We start from the raw sequence: 20,184 nt of genomic DNA, 5'->3' as shown, positions 1-20,184 counted from the left end.
TCTTGAAGCCGTAAAACAAAGGGCGCTCCGTGGGGTCAATTCACCCCGCGGAGCGCCCTTTTCACATCAGGCGATTGCCGAAAGCGCGCTTACTTCGCCGCCGCCTTCGCGACATTCGCGTTAGCCGAAGCCACCGCCGTCATGTTGATGATGCGTCGCACGGTCGCCGCCGGCGTGAGGATGTGCACCGGCTTCGAAGCGCCCAGCAGGAACGGGCCCACCGTCACGCCTTCACCGCCAATCACCTTCAGCAGGTTGTACGCGATATTGGCCGCTTCCACGTTCGGCATGATCAGCAGGTTCGCTTCGCCCGTGAGCGTGGTGCCCGGGAACGACTGCTTGCGGATCAGCTCGGAGAGCGCCGCGTCGCCGTGCATTTCGCCGTCCACTTCGAGTTGCGGATCGCGTGCGGCGATCAGCTCGCGCGCAGCCTGCATGCGCTGTGACGTCGACGAACGCACACTGCCGAAGTTCGACGACGAAAGCAGCGCCACCTTCGGCGTGATGCCGAACTTCTCGATTTCGCGCGCGGCGAGGATCGTCATGTCGGCGAGCTGCTCGGCGCTCGGCACTTCGTTCACGTACGTGTCGCTGATGAAGATGTTGCGGCCCGGCAGCATCAGCAGGTTCATCGCCGCGTAGTTCTGCGCTTCCTTCGCCTTGCCGAACACCTGATCGACGAACTTGAGGTGATAGTCGAAGCTGTTGAGCAGGCCGCAGATCATGCCGTCGGCGTCGCCCAGATGCACGAGAATCGCGCCGATCAGCGTATTGAACTTGCGCACCGAAGCCTTCGCCACGTCGGGCGTGATGCCCTGGCGCGCGCCGAGTTCGTGGTACGCCTGCCAGCTTTTCTGGAAGCGCGGATCGTCTTCCGGATCGACAATCTCGAAGTCGGTGCCCGGGCGCAGCTTCGAGCCCATCTTTTTCAGGCGCATTTCCACGACCGACGGACGGCCCACGATGATCGGCCTGGCGATCTTCTCGTTGAGCACGAACTGCGCGGCGCGCAGCACGCGCTCGTCTTCGCCTTCAGCGAACACGATGCGCGCGCAGTTGGCCTTCGCCGCCGCGAACACCGGACGCATCACCATGCCCGAGCGGTAGACCGTCGCGCCAAGCTGCTCGCGGTAGGCGTCCATGTCCTGGATCGGACGCGTGGCCACGCCCGAATCCATCGCGGCTTGCGCCACGGCCGGTGCGATCTTGATGATGAGGCGCGGGTCGAACGGCTTCGGAATCAGGTATTCCGGGCCGAATTCGAGCGTGTGGCCTTCATAGGCCTTCGCCACTTCGTCGCCCTGATCGGTTTCCTCGGCGAGTTCCGCGATCGCGCGCACGCACGCGAGCTTCATCTCTTCCGTGATGGTGGTCGCGCCCACGTCCAGCGCGCCGCGGAAGATGAACGGGAAGCACAGCACGTTGTTGACCTGGTTCGGATAGTCCGAACGGCCCGTGGCGATGATCGCGTCCGGGCGCACCTTCTTCGCTTCTTCCGGGCGGATTTCCGGCTCCGGGTTCGCGAGTGCGAGGATCAGCGGCTTGTCGCCCATTTCCTTGACCATCTCGGGCTTGAGCACGCCTGCGCTCGAGCAGCCAAGGAACACGTCTGCCGCCTTGATCGCGTCGCCAAGCGTGCGCGCTTCGGTGTTGGCCGCATAGCGCGCCTTCGACGGATCGAGATTGCCGCGCCCCTCGTAGATCACGCCCTTCGAGTCGGTGACGAGGATGTTCTCTTTCTTCAGACCCAGCTTCACGAGCAGGTCCAGACACGCAATCGCCGCCGCGCCCGCACCCGAGCACACGAGCTTCACGCTGCCGAGTTCCTTGCCCACGACCTTCAGGCCATTGAGGATCGCAGCGGATGCAATGATGGCCGTGCCATGCTGGTCGTCGTGGAAGACGGGAATCTTCATGCGCTCGCGCAGCTTCTGCTCGATGTAGAAGCACTCGGGCGCCTTGATGTCCTCGAGGTTGATGCCGCCGAGCGTCGGCTCGAGCATCGCGATGGCGTCGACCAGCTTGTCCGGGTCCAGTTCGTCGAGTTCGATGTCGAAGACGTCGATGCCTGCGAACTTCTTGAAGAGGCAGCCCTTGCCTTCCATGACCGGCTTGGCCGCGAGCGGGCCGATGTTGCCAAGGCCGAGCACGGCCGTGCCGTTCGTCACGACGCCGACGAGGTTGGCGCGCGAGGTGTACTTCTGCGCATCGAGCGGGTCGGCGTGGATCGCCTCGCAAGCCGCCGCGACGCCCGGCGAGTACGCGAGCGAAAGATCGAGCTGGTTGGAGAGCGGTTTGGTCGGCGTGACCGAAATCTTGCCGGGCTTCGGATTCTGGTGATACGCGAGCGCGCTTTGCTTCAGTTGTTCATCCATTTTCAGGCCTGCCTGGACATGAGAGACGTGAGAGAGAGAATCTTTTATGGTCGTAGGCCCGCCGGTTCGCGCGGCACGAGCGTTCCAGCAGGGCCGATTAGTGTACACCTGGCGTCGTTCGCATCCACGTGGGTCAAAGACTGATACCGGGAATTCGCAGGGCCGATACTGCGGCCGCGCGCAGCGCTTTCGTCTGACCGATGCGCCGTGCTTATTCGAGCGCTGCGCCGCGCCGTTCGGGGATCAGGAAGAGGGTCGCGAGGATATCGAGCCCGTAGATGGCGGCGAGCATGCCGAGCGCCGCCGTGAAGGAATAACGGGCGGCCAGTGCGCCCACGGCGAGGGGCCCGAAGCCGCCCACCGCGCGGCCGATGTTGAACAGCACGTTCTGCGCGGTGGCGCGCGCGGCGGTCGGGTACAACTCGGAAATGAGCGCGCCATAGCCGCCGATCATGCCGTTGACGAACACGCCCATCGCCGCGCCGCCGATCAGCAGCGCAAACGGCGTGGAAAGCTGCGCGTAGACGAACACCATGATCACGGCGCCGGCTTGATAGAACAGGAAGGCGGGCCGGCGGCCGAACCGGTCGGCTGCGATGCCGAAAAGCCAGATGCCGAGCGCCATGCCGGCAACCGTCGCGGCGGTCCAGAGCCCCGACTTCGTGAGCGAATAGCCGAAGGACTTCGAAAGGTAGGCGGGCAGCCAGATCATCAGACCGTAGTAGCCGAAGTTCTGCACCGAGCACAGCACGGCCACACCCAGGCTCGCGCGCGCAGTGCGCGCATCGGCCACGAGCATACGCAGCGCGCGCGGGCGCCCGGCCTTCGCCGCGACAGCCACGCGCTGCGCATGCGCGACGAAAAGCTCGGGCTCCTCCACGCGTCGGCGCACCACGAACGACACGACCGCCGGCAACAGCCCGATGGCGAACATGCCGCGCCAGCCGATCAGCGGGAGCAGCAGCGGCGTGAGCAGCGCCGCGGCCAGCACGCCCACTTGCCAGCCGAGCCCGACATACGACGACGCCCGCGCGCGCAAGTGTGCGGGCCACGCCTCGGCAACGAGCGCCATGCCAATGCCGAATTCGCCGCCCAGCCCGATGCCCGCGATCGTCCGGTAGACGAGCAGGTCGCCGTAGCCGCGCGCCAGCGCGCACATGCCGGTGAAGACGGCGAACAGCAGGATGGTCCACGTGAGCACGCGCACGCGCCCGTAGCGGTCGCTCAAAAGCCCGAAGACGATGCCGCCCACCACCGCGCCGACGAGCGTCCACGTGACGAGCGCGCCCGCCTGCGCGCCGGAGAGATGCAGATCGGCGCTGATTGCGGGCAGCATGAAGCCGAGCATCAGCAGATCGAAGCCGTCCATGGCGTAGCCGAGCACCGAAGCGACCAGCGCACGCAGAGCGTGGCCGCGCGGGGTGGTGGCCGGGTTGGCAGAGGCTCCGGGCGGGGAAACGGCGGTCATGTAGGCAATCCTGGGAAACGTGCGCTGACGGGGAACGCAAACCGGCGTGAGTGTAAAGGCGTGGCCGGGCCGTCACAACCGCGCTGCGAACCGGGAATCCCGCAGCGCCGCTGGTGTTCGTACCCCACATCACTGTCGGCAGTTGCCATCGCAACTCGTCGGCGATCGTCAAGTCGGGTAAAATACCGGCCTACGCGCGCAAGAGAAGCCGTCCGGACCGGGCGAGTCGTCCTGACCGATGTTGTCAGACGATCCACGCCTCCGGGCCGCGCACCGCAGGCGCCGAAGCCACGCTTCGAGCCTGCCGTGCCAGCGCCACCGGGCCACGCGCCCACCCTCCTCCCGCACTCATATCCAAGGATTCGCCCATGACAGGCTACGATCGCCAGACGATCTCGGACGCAACCGCGAAAATGCTGCTCGAAGTGAAGGCCGTGCACTTCAACGCCGAAAAGCCCTTCATCTTCACCTCCGGCTGGGCGAGCCCGGTCTATATCGACTGCCGCAAGCTGATCTCGTACCCGCGCGTGCGCCGCGGCCTGATGGAAATGGCCGAAGCCACGATCCTGCGCGACGTCGGCTACGAGCAGATCGACGCCGTGGCCGGCGGCGAAACCGCGGGCATTCCGTTCGCGGCATGGCTCTCCGACCGCCTGATGGTGCCCATGCAGTACGTGCGCAAGAAGCCGAAGGGTTTCGGCCGCAACGCGCAGATCGAAGGTCTGCTCACCGAAGGCCAGCGCGTGCTGCTCGTCGAAGACCTGACCACCGACAGCCGCAGCAAGATCAACTTCATCAACGCGCTGCGCACGGCCGGCGCGCAGGTGAACCACTGCTTCGTGCTGTTTCACTACAACATCTTCAAGGAAAGCGTCTCGGTCCTGAAGGACATCGACGTCGACCTGCACGCACTCGCTACGTGGTGGGACGTGCTGCGCGTCGCCAAGCAATCGGGCTACTTCGAAACGAAGACGCTCGACGAAGTCGAAAAATTCCTGCACGCACCGGCTGAGTGGTCGGCTGCGCACGGCGGCGCAACGTCGGCACCGCAGTAAGCGCACTCGCCGCGCAAGTTCGAGCGCATAGCAAAAAGGCCATCTGCCTCATGGGGCAGATGGCCTTTTTTTCTGGCCGGGGCCGCGCTGCGGGTTCAATGCGCCGCGTGTGCCTCACCGCCCTCGTCAGGCACATCGGGCGCGTGCGATGAGAGATTCAGCAAACCATTGCTCTGCGCGTACTGGAAAAGTTCGGAATCTCGATCGAGTCCGAGCTTGCGCATCGCCGTATTCTTTTGAGTACTGATGGTCTTAATGCTTCGGCTCAGTTTCTCGGATATTTCCTTAATCGTCATACCCGAAACAAAGAGTCGTACGACTTCGAGTTCTCGCTTCGAGAGAATCACTTCATCGGTTTTCCCGCCGCTATTGATGCGCAATTGATCGAGCGCAACCTTTACCTGCGGGCTCATATATTCGAGATTGCGGCTCACATGCTGGACCGCAAGGCCAATGTGGCTCAGGTCGTCGGACTTGTGCACCACCGCGATCACGCCTAGCTCGCCCAGGCGTTTGAGCAGCGCGGCATTTTCGAGCATCGTCAGGACAACGATGGGAACATTCGGGAAGTTGCGCCGCAGGTAGCCGATGAGCGGCAAGCCGTCGCCGTACTGACCGCCCGGCATGGCAAGGTCGGTGACCAGCACGTCGCAGGGAACCGTTTGTAGCGCCTTGACGAGTTCCGTGGACTGGCGAGCGCGGCCAACGACCTGGATCCCTGGAAAATTGAGCAGTGCATGTTCCGCACCAAACAAGATCACCGGATGATCGTCGGCGACTACGACCCTGATTGGTTGCTGCATTACCCCTCCCTGTAGGCAAACCTGCTTCTCTCTCCGGCGCGAGGCCATCCCATAGTTCGCTTCTTGTTGCTGGCGCCCGACGGCTTCACGTGCCCAAGCAGGAGAATATATGACTATAGCGGAATCCTCCCGCTCATTCTGTACGCGCGCAGGCGAAAGCTCGCTCGTTTATACCGCTATATTGAATCAAATCCGGACTAGGGAACAAATCAAACCTTTCCTTCAGGACTACGTGGCCCGAATTTCACAAACATACAGGAGAACTCGCTGATGCGTACTCCCTATGACTTTGAGCCAGGTTGCGCGCGCCGCTCAGGCGTATTCAAGTGGCTCGCCATGGCGAGCGCCGTTACGATCGCCAACCTAGCCTACGCAGGCGAAAATTTCATCATATCGAGCGCCGACTTCAGTGACGGCGGAAAAATCGGACCACGCCAGATTTTCAACGATGCAGGCTGCAAGGGGCCGAACCAATCGCCAAGCTTGACCTGGCGCAATGCTCCTGCAACTACGCGCAGTTTTGCCATTACGATCTTCGATCGCGACGCACCAGGGCGCGGCTGGTGGCACTGGGCCGTCGCGAATATCCCCGCAAACGTGACGAGCCTGCCGGAGAACGCCAGCGCTTCGGGCGCGCTACACAAGCTCGGCGCGATCGAGGCGCGCAACGACTTCAACGTCGACGGCTATGGGGGACCATGCCCGCCGCCGGGCAATCCCCATCGCTATGTCGTGACCGTCTACGCACTGAACATCGATACGCTCCCGCTCGCGCAAGGCCGCCCCGCGGCGCTATTCGATCGCGAGATTCGCGGCTCGACGCTCGCAAGCGCGCAAATCACGGTGACGTACGGCCGCTGACCGGGAGCGGCTGTGTGCGGCTCGCAGCCGATACGCCATGCGACGGATGCTGCAACACGGAACTGTTTAAGATGATGCGTCCCGTTTCAGCGACGCGCGGGTTGGAGCGCTGCGCATCATCCCCACCCCTTGAATGGAGTTGCCCATGTCCCGGATCGTCATTGCGTATCACAGCGGCTACGGCCACACGAAGAAACTCGCGGAAAACGTACTGGTGGGGCTGCAAGGCGCAGGTGCCGACGCAACGATGATCGCCGTGAACGAGATCGACGATGCGGGATGGTCGGCGCTCGACGCCGCCGACGCCATCGTGTTCGGCGCGCCCACCTACATGGGCGGACCGTCCGCCGACTTCAAGAAGTTTGCAGACGCGAGTTCGAAGGCATGGTTCACACAAAAGTGGAAGGACAAGATCGCTGCGGGCTTCACCAATTCGGCGACCATGAATGGCGACAAGTTTTCGACCATCCAGTATTTCGTCACGCTGGCGATGCAGCATGGCATGGTCTGGACCGGTACCGGCATGATGCCCGCCAACACGAAGGCCGCCACGCGCAACGACGTGAACTTCGTGGGCGGCTTCACCGGGCTGCTCGCGCAGTCGCCGGCCGACGCCTCGCCGGACGAAGCGCCGCCCGCAGGCGACCTCGAAACGGCGCGCGCCTTCGGCGTGCGTGTTGCCGCGGTGACCGAGCGCTGGCTGGCCGGCCGCGCGGCGAACGCCTGAATCTCTGCCTTATGGGCCCACGCCGGGTGAGCCCCGGGTAAGCCCCGATTTTTTTCCAGGCGCCGTCACACGTGTGGCGGCATGACGTCTTAAAATACCGTTCCAGCGCCGCCCTGGGTGATGGCGCCCCGCAATTCCCCCGCGTTCAGAGAGACTGAGATGAGCACGAAAGTTTTTGTCGACGGACAGGAAGGCACGACCGGCCTGAAGATTTTTGAATACCTGTCGCCGCGCACCGACGTCGAGATCCTGCGTATCGACGACGCGAAGCGCAAGGACGTCGAGGAACGCCGCCGTCTCATCAACGCTTCGGACGTGACGTTCCTGTGCCTGCCCGACGTCGCCTCGCGCGAGTCGGCCTCGCTCGTCGAAAACGACCGCACCGTCCTCATCGACGCGAGCACGGCGTTTCGCACCCAGGCCGACTGGGCGTACGGCCTGCCCGAGCTGACGAAAGCCCAGCGCGACAAGGTGCGCAAATCGAAGCGCATCGCGGTGCCGGGCTGCCACGCTTCGGCGTTCATCCTGGCCATGCGCCCGCTCGTCGAAGCCGGCCTCGTCGCGCCGGAATTCGCCGCGCACAGCTACTCGCTCACCGGCTACAGCGGCGGCGGCAAGAAAATGATTGCGGAGTACGAAGCGGGCGGCAACGCGAAGCTCGCGAGCCCGCGCCCCTACGCGCTCGGCCTCACGCACAAGCATCTGCCGGAAATGGCGGTGCACGGCGGCCTGAAGTCGGCGCCGGTATTCACGCCGATCGTGGGACCGTTCTACAAAGGCCTCGCGGTCACGACCTATTTTTCGCCGAAGCAGCTCACGCGCGGCGCAAAGCCCCAGGACGTGCAGGCGCTCTTCGCCGAGTACTACGCGGGCGAACCATTCGTGCGCGTGGCGCCCTTCAATGCCGACGAAAACCTCGACGCCGGCATGTTCGACGTTCAGGCGAACAACGACACGAATCGCGTGGACCTGTTCGTATTCGGCAACGACGAGCAGTTCGTCACCGTTGCGCGCCTCGACAACCTCGGCAAGGGCGCATCGGGCGCGGCGATCCAGTGCATGAATCTCGCGATCGGCGCGGCCGAGAATACCGGTCTGAATGCCTGAAGCACTTGCGGTTTCCAGCGCAAACAAAAAAACCGGCTCGCTGAGCCGGTTTTTTTACGTCCGCTGTTTTGCGTCGATGCAAAACCTGCAGACGAAAAAAAGCCCGCCAATGTTTGGCGGGCTGAATCCATATCAGAGGAGACATGGAGGAGACAAGAAGCAGTATATCGACTAGCGTGATGCAATGCAACATGTAAAGTAGTGCGCACCCTGAATGTTGCGTCACAACAACATATTCGTCATTGTCCTGTCATGGACAGGATGAACATCAACTGATCGAGCCCCACAGGCCGCACGAGGTGCACATCAAAGCCTGCTGCGAGCGCCTCGTCGCGGTGGCGCGACTCGCCCCAGCCCGCGAGCGCGATCAGCAGCGGCGCGCGCTCGCCGCTAACCGCGCGCAATTGCCGCGCGATCGTTCCGGGCTCGTCCTGCACGAGCGAAAGCGCCACGATCGCGACATTGGGCGCACCGCGCGCCGCAAGATCGAGCGCTTCGTCGAGCGTGCGGGCCGCAGATACGCCGTAGCCAAGATCGGTCAGCAAGGTGCTGAGCCCGTCCAGCGACTTCTCGTCGTTGTCGGCGATCAGGATGCGCGTCTCCATCCGCCGTTCTCCTACCCTGAAATTGGCCTCGCAGTCGGATCTCCCGTTCGATCCGGTGCGCGCCCTGTCGTCGTCATCGGTTCCCCGCCCCACTTCGCGGGCGGCGCCGCAAACCCGGCCGCCGTCCGTCAAGATGCGCCACATTGTGCTCAGCCGGCCGCCGGGACTTTGTGCGTCACCGCGCGGTCGTCTGAAGATTTTGATCGCAAAACGCCCGCGAACGTTCGCCGGACCTCATTGCGCCCCGATATTCACGTAGTCTCGTCAACCGCGGCCCGCGCGCCGCGCAGCCACCTTGCCGAGCACGGCGAAATCGCGCTCGCCGTCGCCGTGCGCCACGGCTTCGAGCAGGCTGTCGCGCAGCACGCTCGCGAGCGGCATCGGCGTCGCGGCGGCGTCCGCGGCGGCCAGTGCGAGCCGCACGTCCTTCAGGCCAAGGCGCGCCTTGAAGAGCGCGGGCTCGTAGCGCCGCTGCGCGATCATGCCGCCGTAGCCCGCATACACCGGGCCCGGAAACGGGCCGCCTGTCACGACGTCGAGGAAGTCGCGCATCGCGACGCCGTAGCCGTCGAGCAGCGCCGCCGCCTCGCCGAGCGACTCGACGGCCGCAGCGAGCATGAAGTTCGCGGCGAGCTTCATCACGTTCGCCTGCTGAGGGACGGCGCCCACGCGCCACGTTTTCTGACCGATCACGTCGAACAGCGGCTGTACGCGGTCGATCGCCTCGGTCGCGCCAGCCGCCATGATCGTGAGTTTCGCCGCCTGCGCGGCGTCCGGGCGCCCGAGCACCGGCGCCGCCACGTAGTGCAAACCGCGCCCGGCATGGGCATGCGCCAGCGTTTCAGCCAGCTCGACGGAAATGGTCGCCATGTTCACGTGCACGAGGCCGGGCTGTGCGTGATCGAGCAGCGTCGCGTCGATGACCTCGCTCAGCGCAGCGTCGTCGGCGAGCATCGAGAGCACGGCATCGCCCGCGAAGGCCTCGCCCGGCGTGGCGACGATGCGCGCCCCCGCGTCGGCAAGCGCCTGCGCCTTCGCAGTCGTGCGGTTCCACACGCGCACCGTGTGGCCCGCCTTCAGCAGATTGCCGACTATCGCGCCGCCCATTTCGCCAAGACCGATAAAACCGATGTCCATCGCCTGCTCCTTCCATGAAAAACGAGGGGAAACCCGCGCAAAGGTGCAGTACAGCACAACACGGGCCGCGCTGCAGGCGGCCACTCACGCCGCGCGAACGCACGCACGCGCTCCGGCAGGCGGTGCGATACTGCTTTGCATGGTCACCGCCACCTTTCGCTTTTATGAGGAGCTGAACGACTTTCTTGCGCGGCCGCTGCGCCGGCGTGCGTTTAGTTGCGCCTGCGCGCGCAATGCCACGGCCAAACACATGATCGAAGCGCTCGGCGTGCCGCATACCGAAGTCGAATTGATCCTCGTGAACGGCGAATCAGTGGGATTCGATCATCCGCTCGCGGATGGCGACCGCGTGGCCGTCTACCCGAAGTTCGAAGCACTCGACATCCGCCCGCTCTTGCGCGTGCGCGACGCGCCGCTGCGCGAACTGCGCTTTGTCGCCGACGCCCATCTTGGCGGCCTCGCGCAACTCCTGCGGCTCGCGGGTTTCGATACGCTCTACGACAACCACTTCCCCGACGACGAGATCGAGGCGCTCGCCGCCGCCGAGCATCGCATCGTGCTCACGCGCGACCGCGAACTGCTCAAGCGGCGCAGCATCACGCACGGCTGCTACGTGCGCGCGCTCAAGCCGCGCGCCCAGGTCCACGAGATTTTCGAGCGGCTCGACCTCGCGGCGAGCGCGCGGCCGTTCCGGCTCTGCCTCCTGTGCAACGCGCCGCTGCGGCCCATCGAGCGCGCCGCGGTCCGCGAGCGCGTGCCCGCGGGCGTCTACGACCGGCAAACGCGCTTTGTGACCTGCGACGTGTGCCAGCGGGTGTTCTGGGAAGGCTCGCACTGGCAGCGCATGCGCACGCTGATCGACGGCCTCACGCGCCCCGCGGACGACGCGCACGCGGCACACGACGGGCACGACGGGCACGACGGGCACGACGGGCACGACGGCCACAATCGGCACAACGGCCATGAAGGGCCGGATCGTGGTGGCAGCGCGTAGTGGTATTCACGGGTACTCGATGCGGCCAAAAGGCGCTCAAGAGGCACGTAACCGCAATGGACTCACGCAGGCGTTTGCGTACAATGCGCGCCACCGCCCAACACCGGAGCACGACATATGGCCATGAAGAAAACCGACCTTGAGAAGAACAAGGCGCTGAAACTGATGCAAGCAACGCACAAGAACGGACCCGACCGTTTCGGCAAGGGTTCGGCGCAGCCTGCGCTGGACCGCCGCGAACAGCGCAAGCTGGACCAGGCGCAGGGGCTCGTGCCGTTTGCGTGCAAGCTCAACGCCGATCTCGTCGAGAAGCTGAAGGCTCGCGCCGAGGGCCACCCCGGCGGCGTGAACGGCCTGGTCACCGAATTGCTGGAAGCCGGGCTCGCACGCGAAGCGTCCTGAACGCTCCCCCGCGGCAAGCGCGCAAAAAAAAGCCAGAGCAGATGCTCTGGCTTTTTTATGGCTGAAAGGCGCTTTAGTTAGCTTGGCCCTTGTCTGCCGTACCCGCAGCCGATGCGCCTTCCGACACAGCGGCGCGCTTGCCGTGGTGCTTCAGTTGCTTGTGCTGCTTCTTGGCCTTGGCCGGTGCGCTAGCTGCCGGTGCGGTTGCAGCCGGAGCCGAAGCGTCTTGTGCGAATGCGTGAGCCGTAACCAGTGCGAACGATGCTGCGATGAGCGAGGCGAGAATCTTTTTCATCTGTTGTTCCCCAAACCTGACAAATAATGACCGGCACGTTGTGAATTAGAACAGCTGGAAAACGCGAAACGATCCGCTTGCCGATCTGGGCGGGCGTTTCGCGCGAAGCAGTATTACGCAGCGTAGGGCGTTTGTCATCCGCTAATGCCCGGGTGTATTTTCCGGGAGACAATTCCCTTTCAATTCGGATACGATCGCCATTTACGCGTTCGTTTTCCGGAAGTTCGTTGTCTTTTCACGTAATACGCTGAATCGGCCTGCCCCGCGCGAATTCGGGCCAGATTACCGCCCGACTCAGATGCAATCGCGAAAAAATGGGCAATCCGCCCCTTGCGCAACAGGACACCGCGCGCCATTGGCGCCAACCGTCGAAAACGCTGTCGCGCCCGTTCCCCGCGAAAAGAGATCTCCGCTTGCAATCCGCTACCCGCCGCCACCTGCGCGCCAATCTGCTCATGCTGATCGCCGCCCTCATCTGGGGCTCGGCCTTCGTCGCCCAGCGACTGAGCCTCGACGCCATCGGCCCGTTCCTGTTTACCGGCCTGCGCTTCCTGCTGGGCGCCGGCGTCGTCGCCTGCTTCTTGCTGGCACGCGGCCGCGCCGGTGGGCGCCCGGCTGCGGGCCGCGGCAACGCGGCGGCCCCGGCGCTCTTCAATGGTGCGCTGGTGCGCTCGGGCACCGTGCTCGGCCTCGTGCTGGCCGTCGCTATCTCGCTTCAGCAGATCGGGCTCGGCTACACGAAAATCGCAAACGCCGGCTTCATCAGCTCGCTCTATGTCGTGATCGTGCCGATACTCGGTGTGCTGCTGCGTCATCGCACCGGCATCGGCACATGGGTCGGCGCTGCGCTCGCTGCGGTTGGGCTCTACTTCCTCAGCATCAACGAACACTTTTCGGTGATGTACGGCGACTGGTTCCAACTCGGCTGCGCACTCGTGATCTCGATCCAGGTCATGCTCGTGGGCCACTACGCGCCGCGGCACGACCCGCTCGCGCTCTCGATCGTTCAGTTCGTCGCCTGCGGCGTGGCGTGTCTCGCGATCGGGCTCGTGTGCGAACCGCTGCGCGCGGCCGACATCGTGCGCGCCGCGCCCACTATCCTCTATGGCGGCGCGCTTTCGGTGGGCGTCGGTTATACGCTGCAGGTCGTCGCGCAGCGTGACGCCGCGCCCGCGCACGCCGCCGTGATCTTCAGCATGGAAGGCGTATTCGCCGCGCTCGCGGGCTGGGCCGCACTCGGCGAAACGCTCACGCCGCGCGCACTTGCCGGCTGCGCGCTCATGCTCGCCGGCTTGCTCGCCTGCCAGCTGCTGCCAGCCTGGCAAGCGCGCCAGCGCGCCCGGCAGCGCACAACAGTGAAGCCTGTCGAAACAGCGTAAAGCGCGCCATGGTTTTGCGGCGTTGATATCGCGCTCTACAGTTCTTTTTGACGAATGGCGTCGCTAACAGGCGACGCCATTTTTTTTTGTGGATAACGCGCGATTGCGCCGCGCCGAGCCAGGTTATCCACGTCCACCTCTGGATAACCTGGGGACGACCTGGCGAACGACCTGTGCATCACTTCTTGATAACTACGCACCTGGCGTTGCGGTCTGAAAAGTTATCCCAGGAGCTCGCAACGCGTACATGTCTTGTCCGCATGGCTATCCGTTTCGCATCGGTATGAGCCAACAGGTAATTTTCCGGTTGTCCACAGTTAATGCCAGGACTTGTTAACTGCTACTACTTATAAATATAAATACTGAAAAGACTATGGGGAAAGCCGCGACGCTCGCTGCGCTCGCGTGCTGCGCATTCGCGCAGGTCATTGCGCTTCGCGTCTATTCGCGCGCGAAAACACCATCGACGAATCGCGGCAAGCCGAGCAAGGCGAGCCGCGCGATCGATCTGCGGATCTCGCTGCGTCTACCGGAAAGACGCACTGTCTCGCCCGCGCTATGCACGCGGCCGCCTTCGCTGCACGCCCATGCGAGGCAATGCGTCACGGCCACACCTGGCTCGTGATCTTCATTGGCAAGCCAGCCGACGCTCGCCAACGCAACGCTCGCGCGTCCTGCGCTGCGCGCAAGCCCGCCCTCGGCCGCTTCGCGCGCAACCGCCTCGCTAACGAGTCCGTGACGCGCGATCGTCTGCGGACTCACGCCGGGCAGCGCCGCAAGCGGCGCTGCCGAGTGCGCCACGTAACCGAGATCGAGACAACCTGAAGCCCCGCGCTGGTCGGCCATCATCGCGCCGATCGCACCCGCCGTGCAGGTCTCGACACTCACGAGCACGAGCGAGCGCGACATCAGATACCCGGCGATCTGCTTCGTAATGTTCATGACACCAGGAGATGAAAAGGGAAAAAAGCGAGTGTCGCACGCATGCGCACATGAAAAAGGGCGTGCCTCCCGAGGAGGCACGCCCTTGCTGAATGCATCGCGTGAGTACAACGTGGGCGTTAGCCGCCCGCCATCATTTGCTCGATAGTCGGCTCGAGATGGACCAAACCGATGGTCGCGGGCTTGGCCTCGACGACGCCAAAGCATTCCGTGCGGCGCGGCGCCGGATCGACGAGGAAGTTGCGCGCGTAATGCCCGCAACGCTCCGGTGGCAGAAGCCGCTCAGGCGGGATCACCTCGAACGCCGTCCCTACGGCGATGAAGAGATCGTCAGCCGTCATGTCGCGCTGAATGCGCCAGAGCGTTTCGTACTCGGGCGCGCCCTCGTTGAAGAACACCACGCCCGGCTTCACGCCCTCCACCTGCCCGCACGACGGGCAGGCGGCCTGGGGATCGAGCGCCCGGCCGGAGGTCGGGAAGCGATAGTCGCAGTCGGTGCACAGAAGCGAAATCATGTCGCCGTGCAGATGCGTGACCTGACGCGCGCCGGCCTGCTCGAGCATGTCGTCGATGTTCTGCGTGACGAGATGCACGCGCTCCGTGCCCCAGCTGTCCTGCCACTTCGCGAGCAACTCGTGGGCGGCGTTCGGACGCGCGTCGCCGCATTCGGCAATGCGTTGGTTGTAGAAACGGAAAACCGCGGGCCGGTTGCGGCGCCATGTGAGGTAGTTGCAAACCTCGTCGATGCTCGCGTGGGACCAGATGCCGTCGCCGGTGCGGAACGTCGAAATGCCGCTCTCCGCCGAGAGCCCTGCGCCGGAAAACACGAACAGGCGGGGGAGTCTGCCGGACCGCCCAGGTTGCCGGGGTTGCGCCACGTTTGCCACTTTCGCCTCCTTGATCGAACGGCGACATTATGACCTTACAGCAGTGTTTCGGCAGAAGGTCGCAATGGCGATTGCACCCACGGTCTCAACGAGCGCACTACGCTGCCTCTGAGGCGTCCCAGGGCGTCAGACCATCCTGGCAGACGCAGCGAACCGCGGCAGCCGCCTGTGCGGCCTCTCAACGGCTCCTGCTGCGATCGACGAAACAAAAAAGGGATGTCGTAGTGGCATCCCTTTTTCAACAAGCACAAACAAGCACAATCAGCGCGCGATAAACCTCACTCCACCGTCACCGACTTCGCGAGATTGCGCGGCTTGTCCACATCGGTGCCGCGCACGCACGCCGTGTGATACGCGAGCAGTTGCAGCGGCACGACGTGCAGGATCGGCGAAAGCAGCCCGTAGTGCTCCGGCATGCGAATCACGTGGATGCCATCTTCGCTCGTGATGTGCGTGTCGGCATCGGCGAACACATAAAGCTGGCCGCCGCGCGCGCGCACTTCCTGCATGTTCGACTTGAGCTTTTCGAGCAGCGCGTCGTTGGGCGCCACCGTCACCACGGGCATCGCCTCGGTCACGAGCGCCAGCGGTCCGTGCTTGAGCTCGCCTGCCGGATACGCCTCGGCGTGGATGTACGAGATTTCCTTGAGCTTGAGCGCGCCTTCGAGCGCAATCGGGTAATGCAGCCCACGCCCGAGGAACAGCGCGTTTTCCTTGCGCGCGAACTCTTCCGACCACGCGATGATCTGCGGCTCCAGCGCGAGCACGCCGTTGAGCGCGGCCGGCAGGTGGCGCAGCAGTTTCAGATGCGCGGCTTCCTGCTCGGCATTCACATGACCGCGCAGCTTGCCGAGCGTGACCGCGAGAATGAAGAGGCCAACGAGCTGCGTGGTGAAGGCCTTCGTCGACGCCACGCCAATCTCGCGCCCTGCGTGCGTGAGGAACTTGAGTTCGGTGAGGCGCACCATCGCGCTCGTCGCCACGTTGCACACGGCGAGCGTGTGCTCCATGCCGAGCGACTGCGCGTGCTTGAGCGCGGCGAGCGTGTCGGCGGTTTCGCCCGACTGCGAGATCGTCACGACGAGCGCGCGCGGATTCGGCACCGACTCGCGATAGCGGTATTCGCTCGCAATCTCGACATCGGTGCGGATCTTCGCCACCGACTCGAGCCAGTACTTCGCCGTGAGGCCCGCGTAATAGCTCGTGCCGCACGCGAGAATCAGGATGCTGTCGATGCCCTTGAACACCTCGGGCGCGTTGTCGCCGAACAGATCGGGCGTGAACGCGTCGGTGGCGGGGATCGTGTCGGAGATCGCGCGCGGCTGCTCGAAGATTTCCTTCTGCATGTAGTGGCGATACGGGCCGAGATCGACCTCGCCGCCGTATGCGCCGTAGGCCTGCACATCGCGCACTTCGCGCGTCACGATGTTGCCCGCGCGATCGGCAATGCGCACGCCTTCCAGCGTGATCTCGCACACATCGCCTTCTTCCAGATAACTGATGTGCTCGGCGCTGCCCGCAATGGCGAGGCCGTCCGACGCGATGAAGTTCTCACCCTTGCCATAGCCCACCACGAGCGGCGAACCGGCGCGCGCGCCGACCACCGTATGCGGCTGGCTCTTGTGCACCACGCCGATCGCATACGCGCCCGCGAGCTGCTGCACGGCCGCGCGCACGGCGGCGAACAGGTCGCCTTGGTACAGGCTGTGGATCAGATGGGCGATGACTTCGGTGTCGGTTTGCGAAACGAACTCGTAGCCCTTCGCGCGCAGCATTTCGCGCAGCGACTCGTAGTTCTCGATGATGCCGTTGTGCACGATCGCGAGCGTGTCGCGCGAGAAGATCGGGTGCGCGTTGTTCACCGTGGGCGCGCCGTGCGTCGCCCACCGCGTATGCGCGATGCCGGTCACGCCTTCGAAGTGAGCCTCGCGCACCTGTTCGTCGAGTTCGGCCACGCGAGCGACGCTGCGCACGCGCTGCGGGCCGTCGGCCGTCACGACGGCCACGCCGCACGAGTCGTAGCCGCGATATTCGAGGCGCCGCAGTCCTTCGATCAGGACGGGAACGATATTACGTTGCGCAACCGCGCCGACGATGCCGCACATGGATTCGATCCTTTGCAATGAGAGGCGTGGGCGCCGCGCGTTTTCATGCAGCGGCGCCGGGTTTCAACCGTTCAGTTCTTTTTCTTGACCGGGCGAACGTAGCCGGTTTTCGCGATCTGCGTTTTCTCGTTGAGCACGAGCGTGGCTGCGGGCACGTCCTTCCACACCGTCGTGCCCGCTGCGATGGTCACGCCGCGGCCCACGCGCACGGGCGCGACGAGCTGCGTATCCGAACCCACGAACACGTTGTCCTCGATGACCGTGCGGTGCTTGTTCGCGCCGTCGTAGTTGCAGGTGATGGTGCCCGCGCCGATGTTCACGCCCGCGCCCACGTCGGCGTCGCCGACGTAGCTCAGGTGGTTCGCCTTCGAGCCCACGCCGATGTTCGCGTTCTTCACTTCGACGAAGTTGCCTACGTGCACGTCGTCGGCGAGCTTTGCGCCGGGGCGCAGCCGCGCATACGGCCCGAGCACTGCATTCGCGCCAACCGCCGCGTTTTCGATGTGCGTGTAAGCGTCCACGCGCGTGCCCGCGCCGATCGACGCGCTGCGAATCACGCAGTTCGGGCCCACCGTGACGTTGTCCGCCAGCGTCACCTCGCCTTCGAACACGCAGTTCACGTCGATGAACACGTCGCGCCCGCAGTTAAGCGAGCCACGCACGTCGATGCGCGCCGGGTCCGCGAGCGTGACACCCGCCACGAGCAGCGCTTCGGCCACCGTGCGCTGATGCACGCGCTCGAGTTCGGCAAGCTGCTGCTTGCTGTTCACGCCGAGCGTTTCCCATTCGTCGTCGGGCTGCGCGGTCACGGCCGGATGACCGGCGGCGATCGCGGCTTCCACGACATCGGTGAGGTAGTACTCGCCCTGCGCGTTGTCGTTCCTGAGCGCCGCAAGCCAGCCCGCGAGCGGCGCGGTAGGCGTCACGACGATGCCGGTGTTGATCTCGGCGATCTTGCGCTGCGCTTCGTTCGCGTCCTTCTGCTCGACGATGCGCTCGACCTGGCCCGCCGCGTCGCGCACGATGCGGCCGTAACCGGTCGGGTCGTCGAGCGTGACGGTGAGGATGCCGTAACCGTTCGGCCCGGCGGTGTCGACCAGACGCTTGAGCGTGGCAGCACGCGTGAGCGGCACGTCGCCGTAGAGCACGAGCGTAGGCACGTTCGCGTCGAGCAGCGGCAGCGCCTGCGCGAGCGCGTGGCCCGTGCCGAGCTGCTGCGCCTGCAGCGCGAACTGGACGTCGGGCGCGCCAACGGCTTCGCGCACGGCTTCGCCGCCATGGCCGACCACGACGACGAGCCGGGTGGGCGACAGCGTGCGGGCAGTATCGATAACGTGCGAGAGGAGCGGCTTGCCGGCGAGCGGATGGAGCACTTTCGGCAGCGCGGAGTGCATGCGTTTGCCCATGCCTGCCGCGAGGATCACGATGTTCATTGCATCAGTGACTGGATGAGGAATGAAGCGGCCGATTTTAGCATGCGGGATATCCCCGACACGCCGGCCAGACGGGCTCTCTTGCCCCGATAAACACTGTTTTACAACTGCTTTTCAGAAACATCGGCTCGAAATGAAAAACGCTCCGATGCGGGGTCGGAGCGTTTAAGACAAATCGCACTGCCAGCGAGAAACGCGCGGCTTAAAGATCGTCGAACGGCGTGAACTTGATGGCCGTGCCTTCGGCAGGCGCCGGGTCGGTCGAGCACGGCTCCTCGTCGAACGCGATATCGCCGGCCGGATCGGCCACGCCTGTTGCGCGCAGGTCCGCGAAGTTGAACAGGTTCGCGTCCATGAGGTGCGAGGGCACGACGTTGCCGAGCGCGTTGAACATGTTCTCCACGCGGCCCGGGAAGCGCTTGTCCCACTCGCGGATCAACGCCTTCATCTCCGCGCGCTTCAGGTTCGGCTGGCTGCCGCACAGGTTGCACGGAATGATCGGGAATTCGCGCAGCACCGCGTACTTTTCGAGATCGGTTTCCTTCACGTACGCGAGCGGGCGGATCACGACGTTCTTGCCGTCGTCCGACTGCAGCTTCGGGGGCATGCCCTTGAGCTTGCCGCCGTAGAACAGGTTCAGCAGCAGCGTTTGAAGGATGTCGTCGCGATGATGGCCGAGCGCGATCTTGGTCGCGCCCAGTTCGCCCGCCACGCGGTACAGAATGCCGCGGCGCAGGCGCGAGCACAGCGAGCACGTGGTCTTGCCCTCGGGCACCAGACGCTTGACGATGCTGTACGTGTCCTGGTTCTCGATGTGGTACGGCACGCCCACCTTGTCGAGGTACTCCGGCAGCACGTGCTCCGGAAAGCCCGGCTGTTTCTGGTCGAGGTTCACCGCGACGATGTCGAAGTCGATCGGCGCGCGCTCGCGCAGGCGCAGCAGCACGTCGAGCATTGCGTAGCTGTCCTTGCCGCCCGAGAGGCAGACCATGACCTTGTCGCCGTTCTCGATCATGTTGTAGTCGCCGATCGCCTGGCCGACCTGACGCACGATGCGCTTGAACAGCTTGTTGTTCTCGTAGGCTTCCTTCTGCTCGCGGCGCGTGAGCGCCTGGCGGCCGGTGCCTTCGGTCGCGGCTTCCTCGCCAACGGGGAGCGTTTCGGGGGCGTTCATGAATCAGTCCTCTTTGATGCGAAAGACCTCGACGCCCACCGCGTCGCAGTCCGGATAAACGTCGGGCTTCTCGGTCGAGACACGCACGGCGCGCACGAGTTCGTGCGAGAGCAGCGCCGCGGCGAGGTCGTCGCAGAGCGTCTCCTGCAGATGGATATGGCCCTTGCCAACACGCTCGGCAACGGTCGAGCGCATGAAGTCGTAGTCGACGACTTCGCGCAGCTTGTCCTCGTGCGGCGTGCTCGTAGCGAGCGGCACGAACAGATCGACATTGATGACGACGCGCTGTTCGCCGCGCTTTTCGAAGTCATGCACGCCGATGTTGATGTGCACTTCGTAGTCGCGCAGGAAAAGCCGGCGGCAATCGGCCAGCCGGGGGTGAAGCAAAACGGTGGACATACAGGTTCCAGTCGATAAAAGCGTGCGTTCGTTCGC

The 20,184-nt window shown here is 64.4% G+C and carries 19 protein-coding genes; 7 read left to right on the top strand and 12 right to left on the bottom strand.

Going from position 1 to position 20,184, the window contains the following annotated elements; translation table 11 throughout:
• Positions 1 to 89: 89 nt before the first annotated feature.
• Together U5A58_RS03050 and U5A58_RS03045 are read right to left on the bottom strand one after the other, a co-directional pair.
• The gene (locus U5A58_RS03050) at positions 90 to 2,375 is read right to left on the bottom strand and encodes an NADP-dependent malic enzyme (protein WP_321960215.1); all 2,286 of its coding nucleotides are present in this window, start codon (positions 2,373 to 2,375) and stop codon (positions 90 to 92) included.
• 211 nt (positions 2,376 to 2,586) lie between these two features.
• Positions 2,587 to 3,843 carry an MFS transporter gene (locus U5A58_RS03045; protein ID WP_321960214.1) on the bottom strand — a complete coding sequence of 419 codons (1,257 nt, stop codon included), beginning with the start codon at positions 3,841 to 3,843 and terminating at the stop codon, positions 2,587 to 2,589.
• 368 nt (positions 3,844 to 4,211) lie between these two features.
• Here U5A58_RS03045 and U5A58_RS03040 point away from each other — a divergent pair, with 368 nt between their 5' ends.
• Positions 4,212 to 4,898 carry an orotate phosphoribosyltransferase gene (locus U5A58_RS03040; protein ID WP_254318767.1) on the top strand — a complete coding sequence of 229 codons (687 nt, stop codon included), beginning with the start codon at positions 4,212 to 4,214 and terminating at the stop codon, positions 4,896 to 4,898.
• 95 nt (positions 4,899 to 4,993) lie between these two features.
• Here the strand turns inward: U5A58_RS03040 and U5A58_RS03035 are convergent, their stop codons facing one another.
• Positions 4,994 to 5,701 carry a response regulator transcription factor gene (locus U5A58_RS03035; RefSeq protein WP_321915275.1) on the bottom strand — a complete coding sequence of 236 codons (708 nt, stop codon included), beginning with the start codon at positions 5,699 to 5,701 and terminating at the stop codon, positions 4,994 to 4,996.
• Between the two features lie 336 nt (positions 5,702 to 6,037).
• Between U5A58_RS03035 and U5A58_RS03030 the strand changes: the two genes are divergently transcribed.
• From U5A58_RS03030 to argC, 3 genes are all read left to right on the top strand, one after another.
• Entirely contained in the window at positions 6,038 to 6,562 is a 525-nt protein-coding gene (locus U5A58_RS03030) for a YbhB/YbcL family Raf kinase inhibitor-like protein (protein WP_321960243.1), read from the top strand.
• 145 nt (positions 6,563 to 6,707) lie between these two features.
• The gene (locus tag U5A58_RS03025; RefSeq protein WP_321960213.1) at positions 6,708 to 7,289 is read left to right on the top strand and encodes a flavodoxin family protein; all 582 of its coding nucleotides are present in this window, start codon (positions 6,708 to 6,710) and stop codon (positions 7,287 to 7,289) included.
• Between the two features lie 159 nt (positions 7,290 to 7,448).
• Positions 7,449 to 8,396 carry an N-acetyl-gamma-glutamyl-phosphate reductase gene (argC, locus tag U5A58_RS03020; protein WP_321960212.1) on the top strand — a complete coding sequence of 316 codons (948 nt, stop codon included), beginning with the start codon at positions 7,449 to 7,451 and terminating at the stop codon, positions 8,394 to 8,396.
• Positions 8,397 to 8,635: 239 nt separating this feature from the next.
• On the opposite strand, the gene U5A58_RS03015 is transcribed toward argC, so the two are convergent.
• Complete coding sequence (locus tag U5A58_RS03015; RefSeq protein WP_321960211.1) at positions 8,636 to 9,001, bottom strand: response regulator; 366 nt, start codon at positions 8,999 to 9,001, stop codon at positions 8,636 to 8,638.
• 264 nt (positions 9,002 to 9,265) lie between these two features.
• Positions 9,266 to 10,138: an NAD(P)-dependent oxidoreductase gene (locus U5A58_RS03010; protein ID WP_321960210.1), complete on the bottom strand. Its 873-nt coding sequence runs from the start codon at positions 10,136 to 10,138 to the stop codon at positions 9,266 to 9,268.
• Between the two features lie 139 nt (positions 10,139 to 10,277).
• Here U5A58_RS03010 and U5A58_RS03005 point away from each other — a divergent pair, with 139 nt between their 5' ends.
• Both U5A58_RS03005 and U5A58_RS03000 read left to right on the top strand, forming a co-directional pair.
• Positions 10,278 to 11,132 carry a Mut7-C RNAse domain-containing protein gene (locus tag U5A58_RS03005; RefSeq protein ID WP_321960209.1) on the top strand — a complete coding sequence of 285 codons (855 nt, stop codon included), beginning with the start codon at positions 10,278 to 10,280 and terminating at the stop codon, positions 11,130 to 11,132.
• 117 nt (positions 11,133 to 11,249) lie between these two features.
• A complete protein-coding gene (locus U5A58_RS03000) occupies positions 11,250 to 11,534 on the top strand; it encodes a hypothetical protein (protein ID WP_321960208.1) in 285 nt (94 codons plus the stop codon).
• 73 nt (positions 11,535 to 11,607) lie between these two features.
• Here U5A58_RS03000 and U5A58_RS02995 read toward each other — a convergent pair whose 3' ends face one another.
• Positions 11,608 to 11,829 (bottom strand): hypothetical protein, encoded by a 222-nt coding sequence (locus tag U5A58_RS02995; protein ID WP_321915282.1) that lies wholly within the window; start codon positions 11,827 to 11,829, stop codon positions 11,608 to 11,610.
• A gap of 455 nt (positions 11,830 to 12,284) precedes the next feature.
• Between U5A58_RS02995 and U5A58_RS02990 the strand changes: the two genes are divergently transcribed.
• Positions 12,285 to 13,208 (top strand): DMT family transporter, encoded by a 924-nt coding sequence (locus U5A58_RS02990; RefSeq protein ID WP_415774157.1) that lies wholly within the window; start codon positions 12,285 to 12,287, stop codon positions 13,206 to 13,208.
• A 441-nt stretch (positions 13,209 to 13,649) separates the two neighbouring features.
• Here U5A58_RS02990 and U5A58_RS02985 read toward each other — a convergent pair whose 3' ends face one another.
• The 6 genes from U5A58_RS02985 to U5A58_RS02960 all read right to left on the bottom strand — a co-directional run bounded on the left by U5A58_RS02985 (position 13,650) and on the right by U5A58_RS02960 (position 20,148).
• Positions 13,650 to 14,150, bottom strand: coding sequence for a CinA family protein (locus tag U5A58_RS02985; protein WP_321960206.1), 501 nt, complete (start codon positions 14,148 to 14,150; stop codon positions 13,650 to 13,652).
• A 119-nt stretch (positions 14,151 to 14,269) separates the two neighbouring features.
• The gene (locus U5A58_RS02980) at positions 14,270 to 14,977 is read right to left on the bottom strand and encodes an SIR2 family NAD-dependent protein deacylase (RefSeq protein WP_321960205.1); all 708 of its coding nucleotides are present in this window, start codon (positions 14,975 to 14,977) and stop codon (positions 14,270 to 14,272) included.
• A 338-nt stretch (positions 14,978 to 15,315) separates the two neighbouring features.
• Positions 15,316 to 17,142, bottom strand: a complete 1,827-nt coding sequence (gene glmS / locus U5A58_RS02975) for a glutamine--fructose-6-phosphate transaminase (isomerizing) (RefSeq protein WP_321960204.1) — start codon at positions 17,140 to 17,142, stop codon at positions 15,316 to 15,318.
• Between the two features lie 71 nt (positions 17,143 to 17,213).
• The gene (gene glmU / locus U5A58_RS02970) at positions 17,214 to 18,575 is read right to left on the bottom strand and encodes a bifunctional UDP-N-acetylglucosamine diphosphorylase/glucosamine-1-phosphate N-acetyltransferase GlmU (RefSeq protein WP_321960203.1); all 1,362 of its coding nucleotides are present in this window, start codon (positions 18,573 to 18,575) and stop codon (positions 17,214 to 17,216) included.
• 202 nt (positions 18,576 to 18,777) lie between these two features.
• A complete protein-coding gene (ttcA, locus tag U5A58_RS02965) occupies positions 18,778 to 19,749 on the bottom strand; it encodes a tRNA 2-thiocytidine(32) synthetase TtcA (protein ID WP_321960202.1) in 972 nt (323 codons plus the stop codon).
• A gap of 3 nt (positions 19,750 to 19,752) precedes the next feature.
• Positions 19,753 to 20,148, bottom strand: a complete 396-nt coding sequence (locus tag U5A58_RS02960; protein WP_321960201.1) for a dihydroneopterin aldolase — start codon at positions 20,146 to 20,148, stop codon at positions 19,753 to 19,755.
• Positions 20,149 to 20,184: the final 36 nt, after the last annotated feature.

This window comes from Paraburkholderia sp. J7 (assembly GCF_905220155.1).
GTDB lineage: Bacteria > Pseudomonadota > Gammaproteobacteria > Burkholderiales > Burkholderiaceae > Paraburkholderia.
The sequence above is the reverse complement of the archived record's forward strand: the minus strand, read 5'-3'. Positions and strand labels throughout refer to the sequence as shown.

Excerpts from the sequence above, each read along its gene's own strand:
- U5A58_RS03025 (WP_321960213.1), top strand. The coding sequence starts at position 6,708 with ATGTCCCGGATCGTCATTGCGTATCACAGCGGCTACGGCCACACGAAG.
- U5A58_RS02960 (WP_321960201.1), bottom strand. The coding sequence starts at position 20,148 with ATGTCCACCGTTTTGCTTCACCCCCGGCTGGCCGATTGCCGCCGGCTT.
- U5A58_RS03000 (WP_321960208.1), top strand. The coding sequence starts at position 11,250 with ATGGCCATGAAGAAAACCGACCTTGAGAAGAACAAGGCGCTGAAACTG.
- glmS (WP_321960204.1), bottom strand. The coding sequence starts at position 17,142 with ATGTGCGGCATCGTCGGCGCGGTTGCGCAACGTAATATCGTTCCCGTC.
- U5A58_RS02985 (WP_321960206.1), bottom strand. The coding sequence starts at position 14,150 with ATGAACATTACGAAGCAGATCGCCGGGTATCTGATGTCGCGCTCGCTC.
- U5A58_RS03040 (WP_254318767.1), top strand. The coding sequence starts at position 4,212 with ATGACAGGCTACGATCGCCAGACGATCTCGGACGCAACCGCGAAAATG.
- ttcA (WP_321960202.1), bottom strand. The coding sequence starts at position 19,749 with ATGAACGCCCCCGAAACGCTCCCCGTTGGCGAGGAAGCCGCGACCGAA.
- U5A58_RS03045 (WP_321960214.1), bottom strand. The coding sequence starts at position 3,843 with ATGACCGCCGTTTCCCCGCCCGGAGCCTCTGCCAACCCGGCCACCACC.
- argC (WP_321960212.1), top strand. The coding sequence starts at position 7,449 with ATGAGCACGAAAGTTTTTGTCGACGGACAGGAAGGCACGACCGGCCTG.
- U5A58_RS02995 (WP_321915282.1), bottom strand. The coding sequence starts at position 11,829 with ATGAAAAAGATTCTCGCCTCGCTCATCGCAGCATCGTTCGCACTGGTT.
- glmU (WP_321960203.1), bottom strand. The coding sequence starts at position 18,575 with ATGAACATCGTGATCCTCGCGGCAGGCATGGGCAAACGCATGCACTCC.
- U5A58_RS03010 (WP_321960210.1), bottom strand. The coding sequence starts at position 10,138 with ATGGACATCGGTTTTATCGGTCTTGGCGAAATGGGCGGCGCGATAGTC.
- U5A58_RS03015 (WP_321960211.1), bottom strand. The coding sequence starts at position 9,001 with ATGGAGACGCGCATCCTGATCGCCGACAACGACGAGAAGTCGCTGGAC.
- U5A58_RS03050 (WP_321960215.1), bottom strand. The coding sequence starts at position 2,375 with ATGGATGAACAACTGAAGCAAAGCGCGCTCGCGTATCACCAGAATCCG.
- U5A58_RS03035 (WP_321915275.1), bottom strand. The coding sequence starts at position 5,701 with ATGCAGCAACCAATCAGGGTCGTAGTCGCCGACGATCATCCGGTGATC.
- U5A58_RS02990 (WP_415774157.1), top strand. The coding sequence starts at position 12,285 with ATGCTGATCGCCGCCCTCATCTGGGGCTCGGCCTTCGTCGCCCAGCGA.
- U5A58_RS03030 (WP_321960243.1), top strand. The coding sequence starts at position 6,038 with ATGGCGAGCGCCGTTACGATCGCCAACCTAGCCTACGCAGGCGAAAAT.
- U5A58_RS03005 (WP_321960209.1), top strand. The coding sequence starts at position 10,278 with ATGGTCACCGCCACCTTTCGCTTTTATGAGGAGCTGAACGACTTTCTT.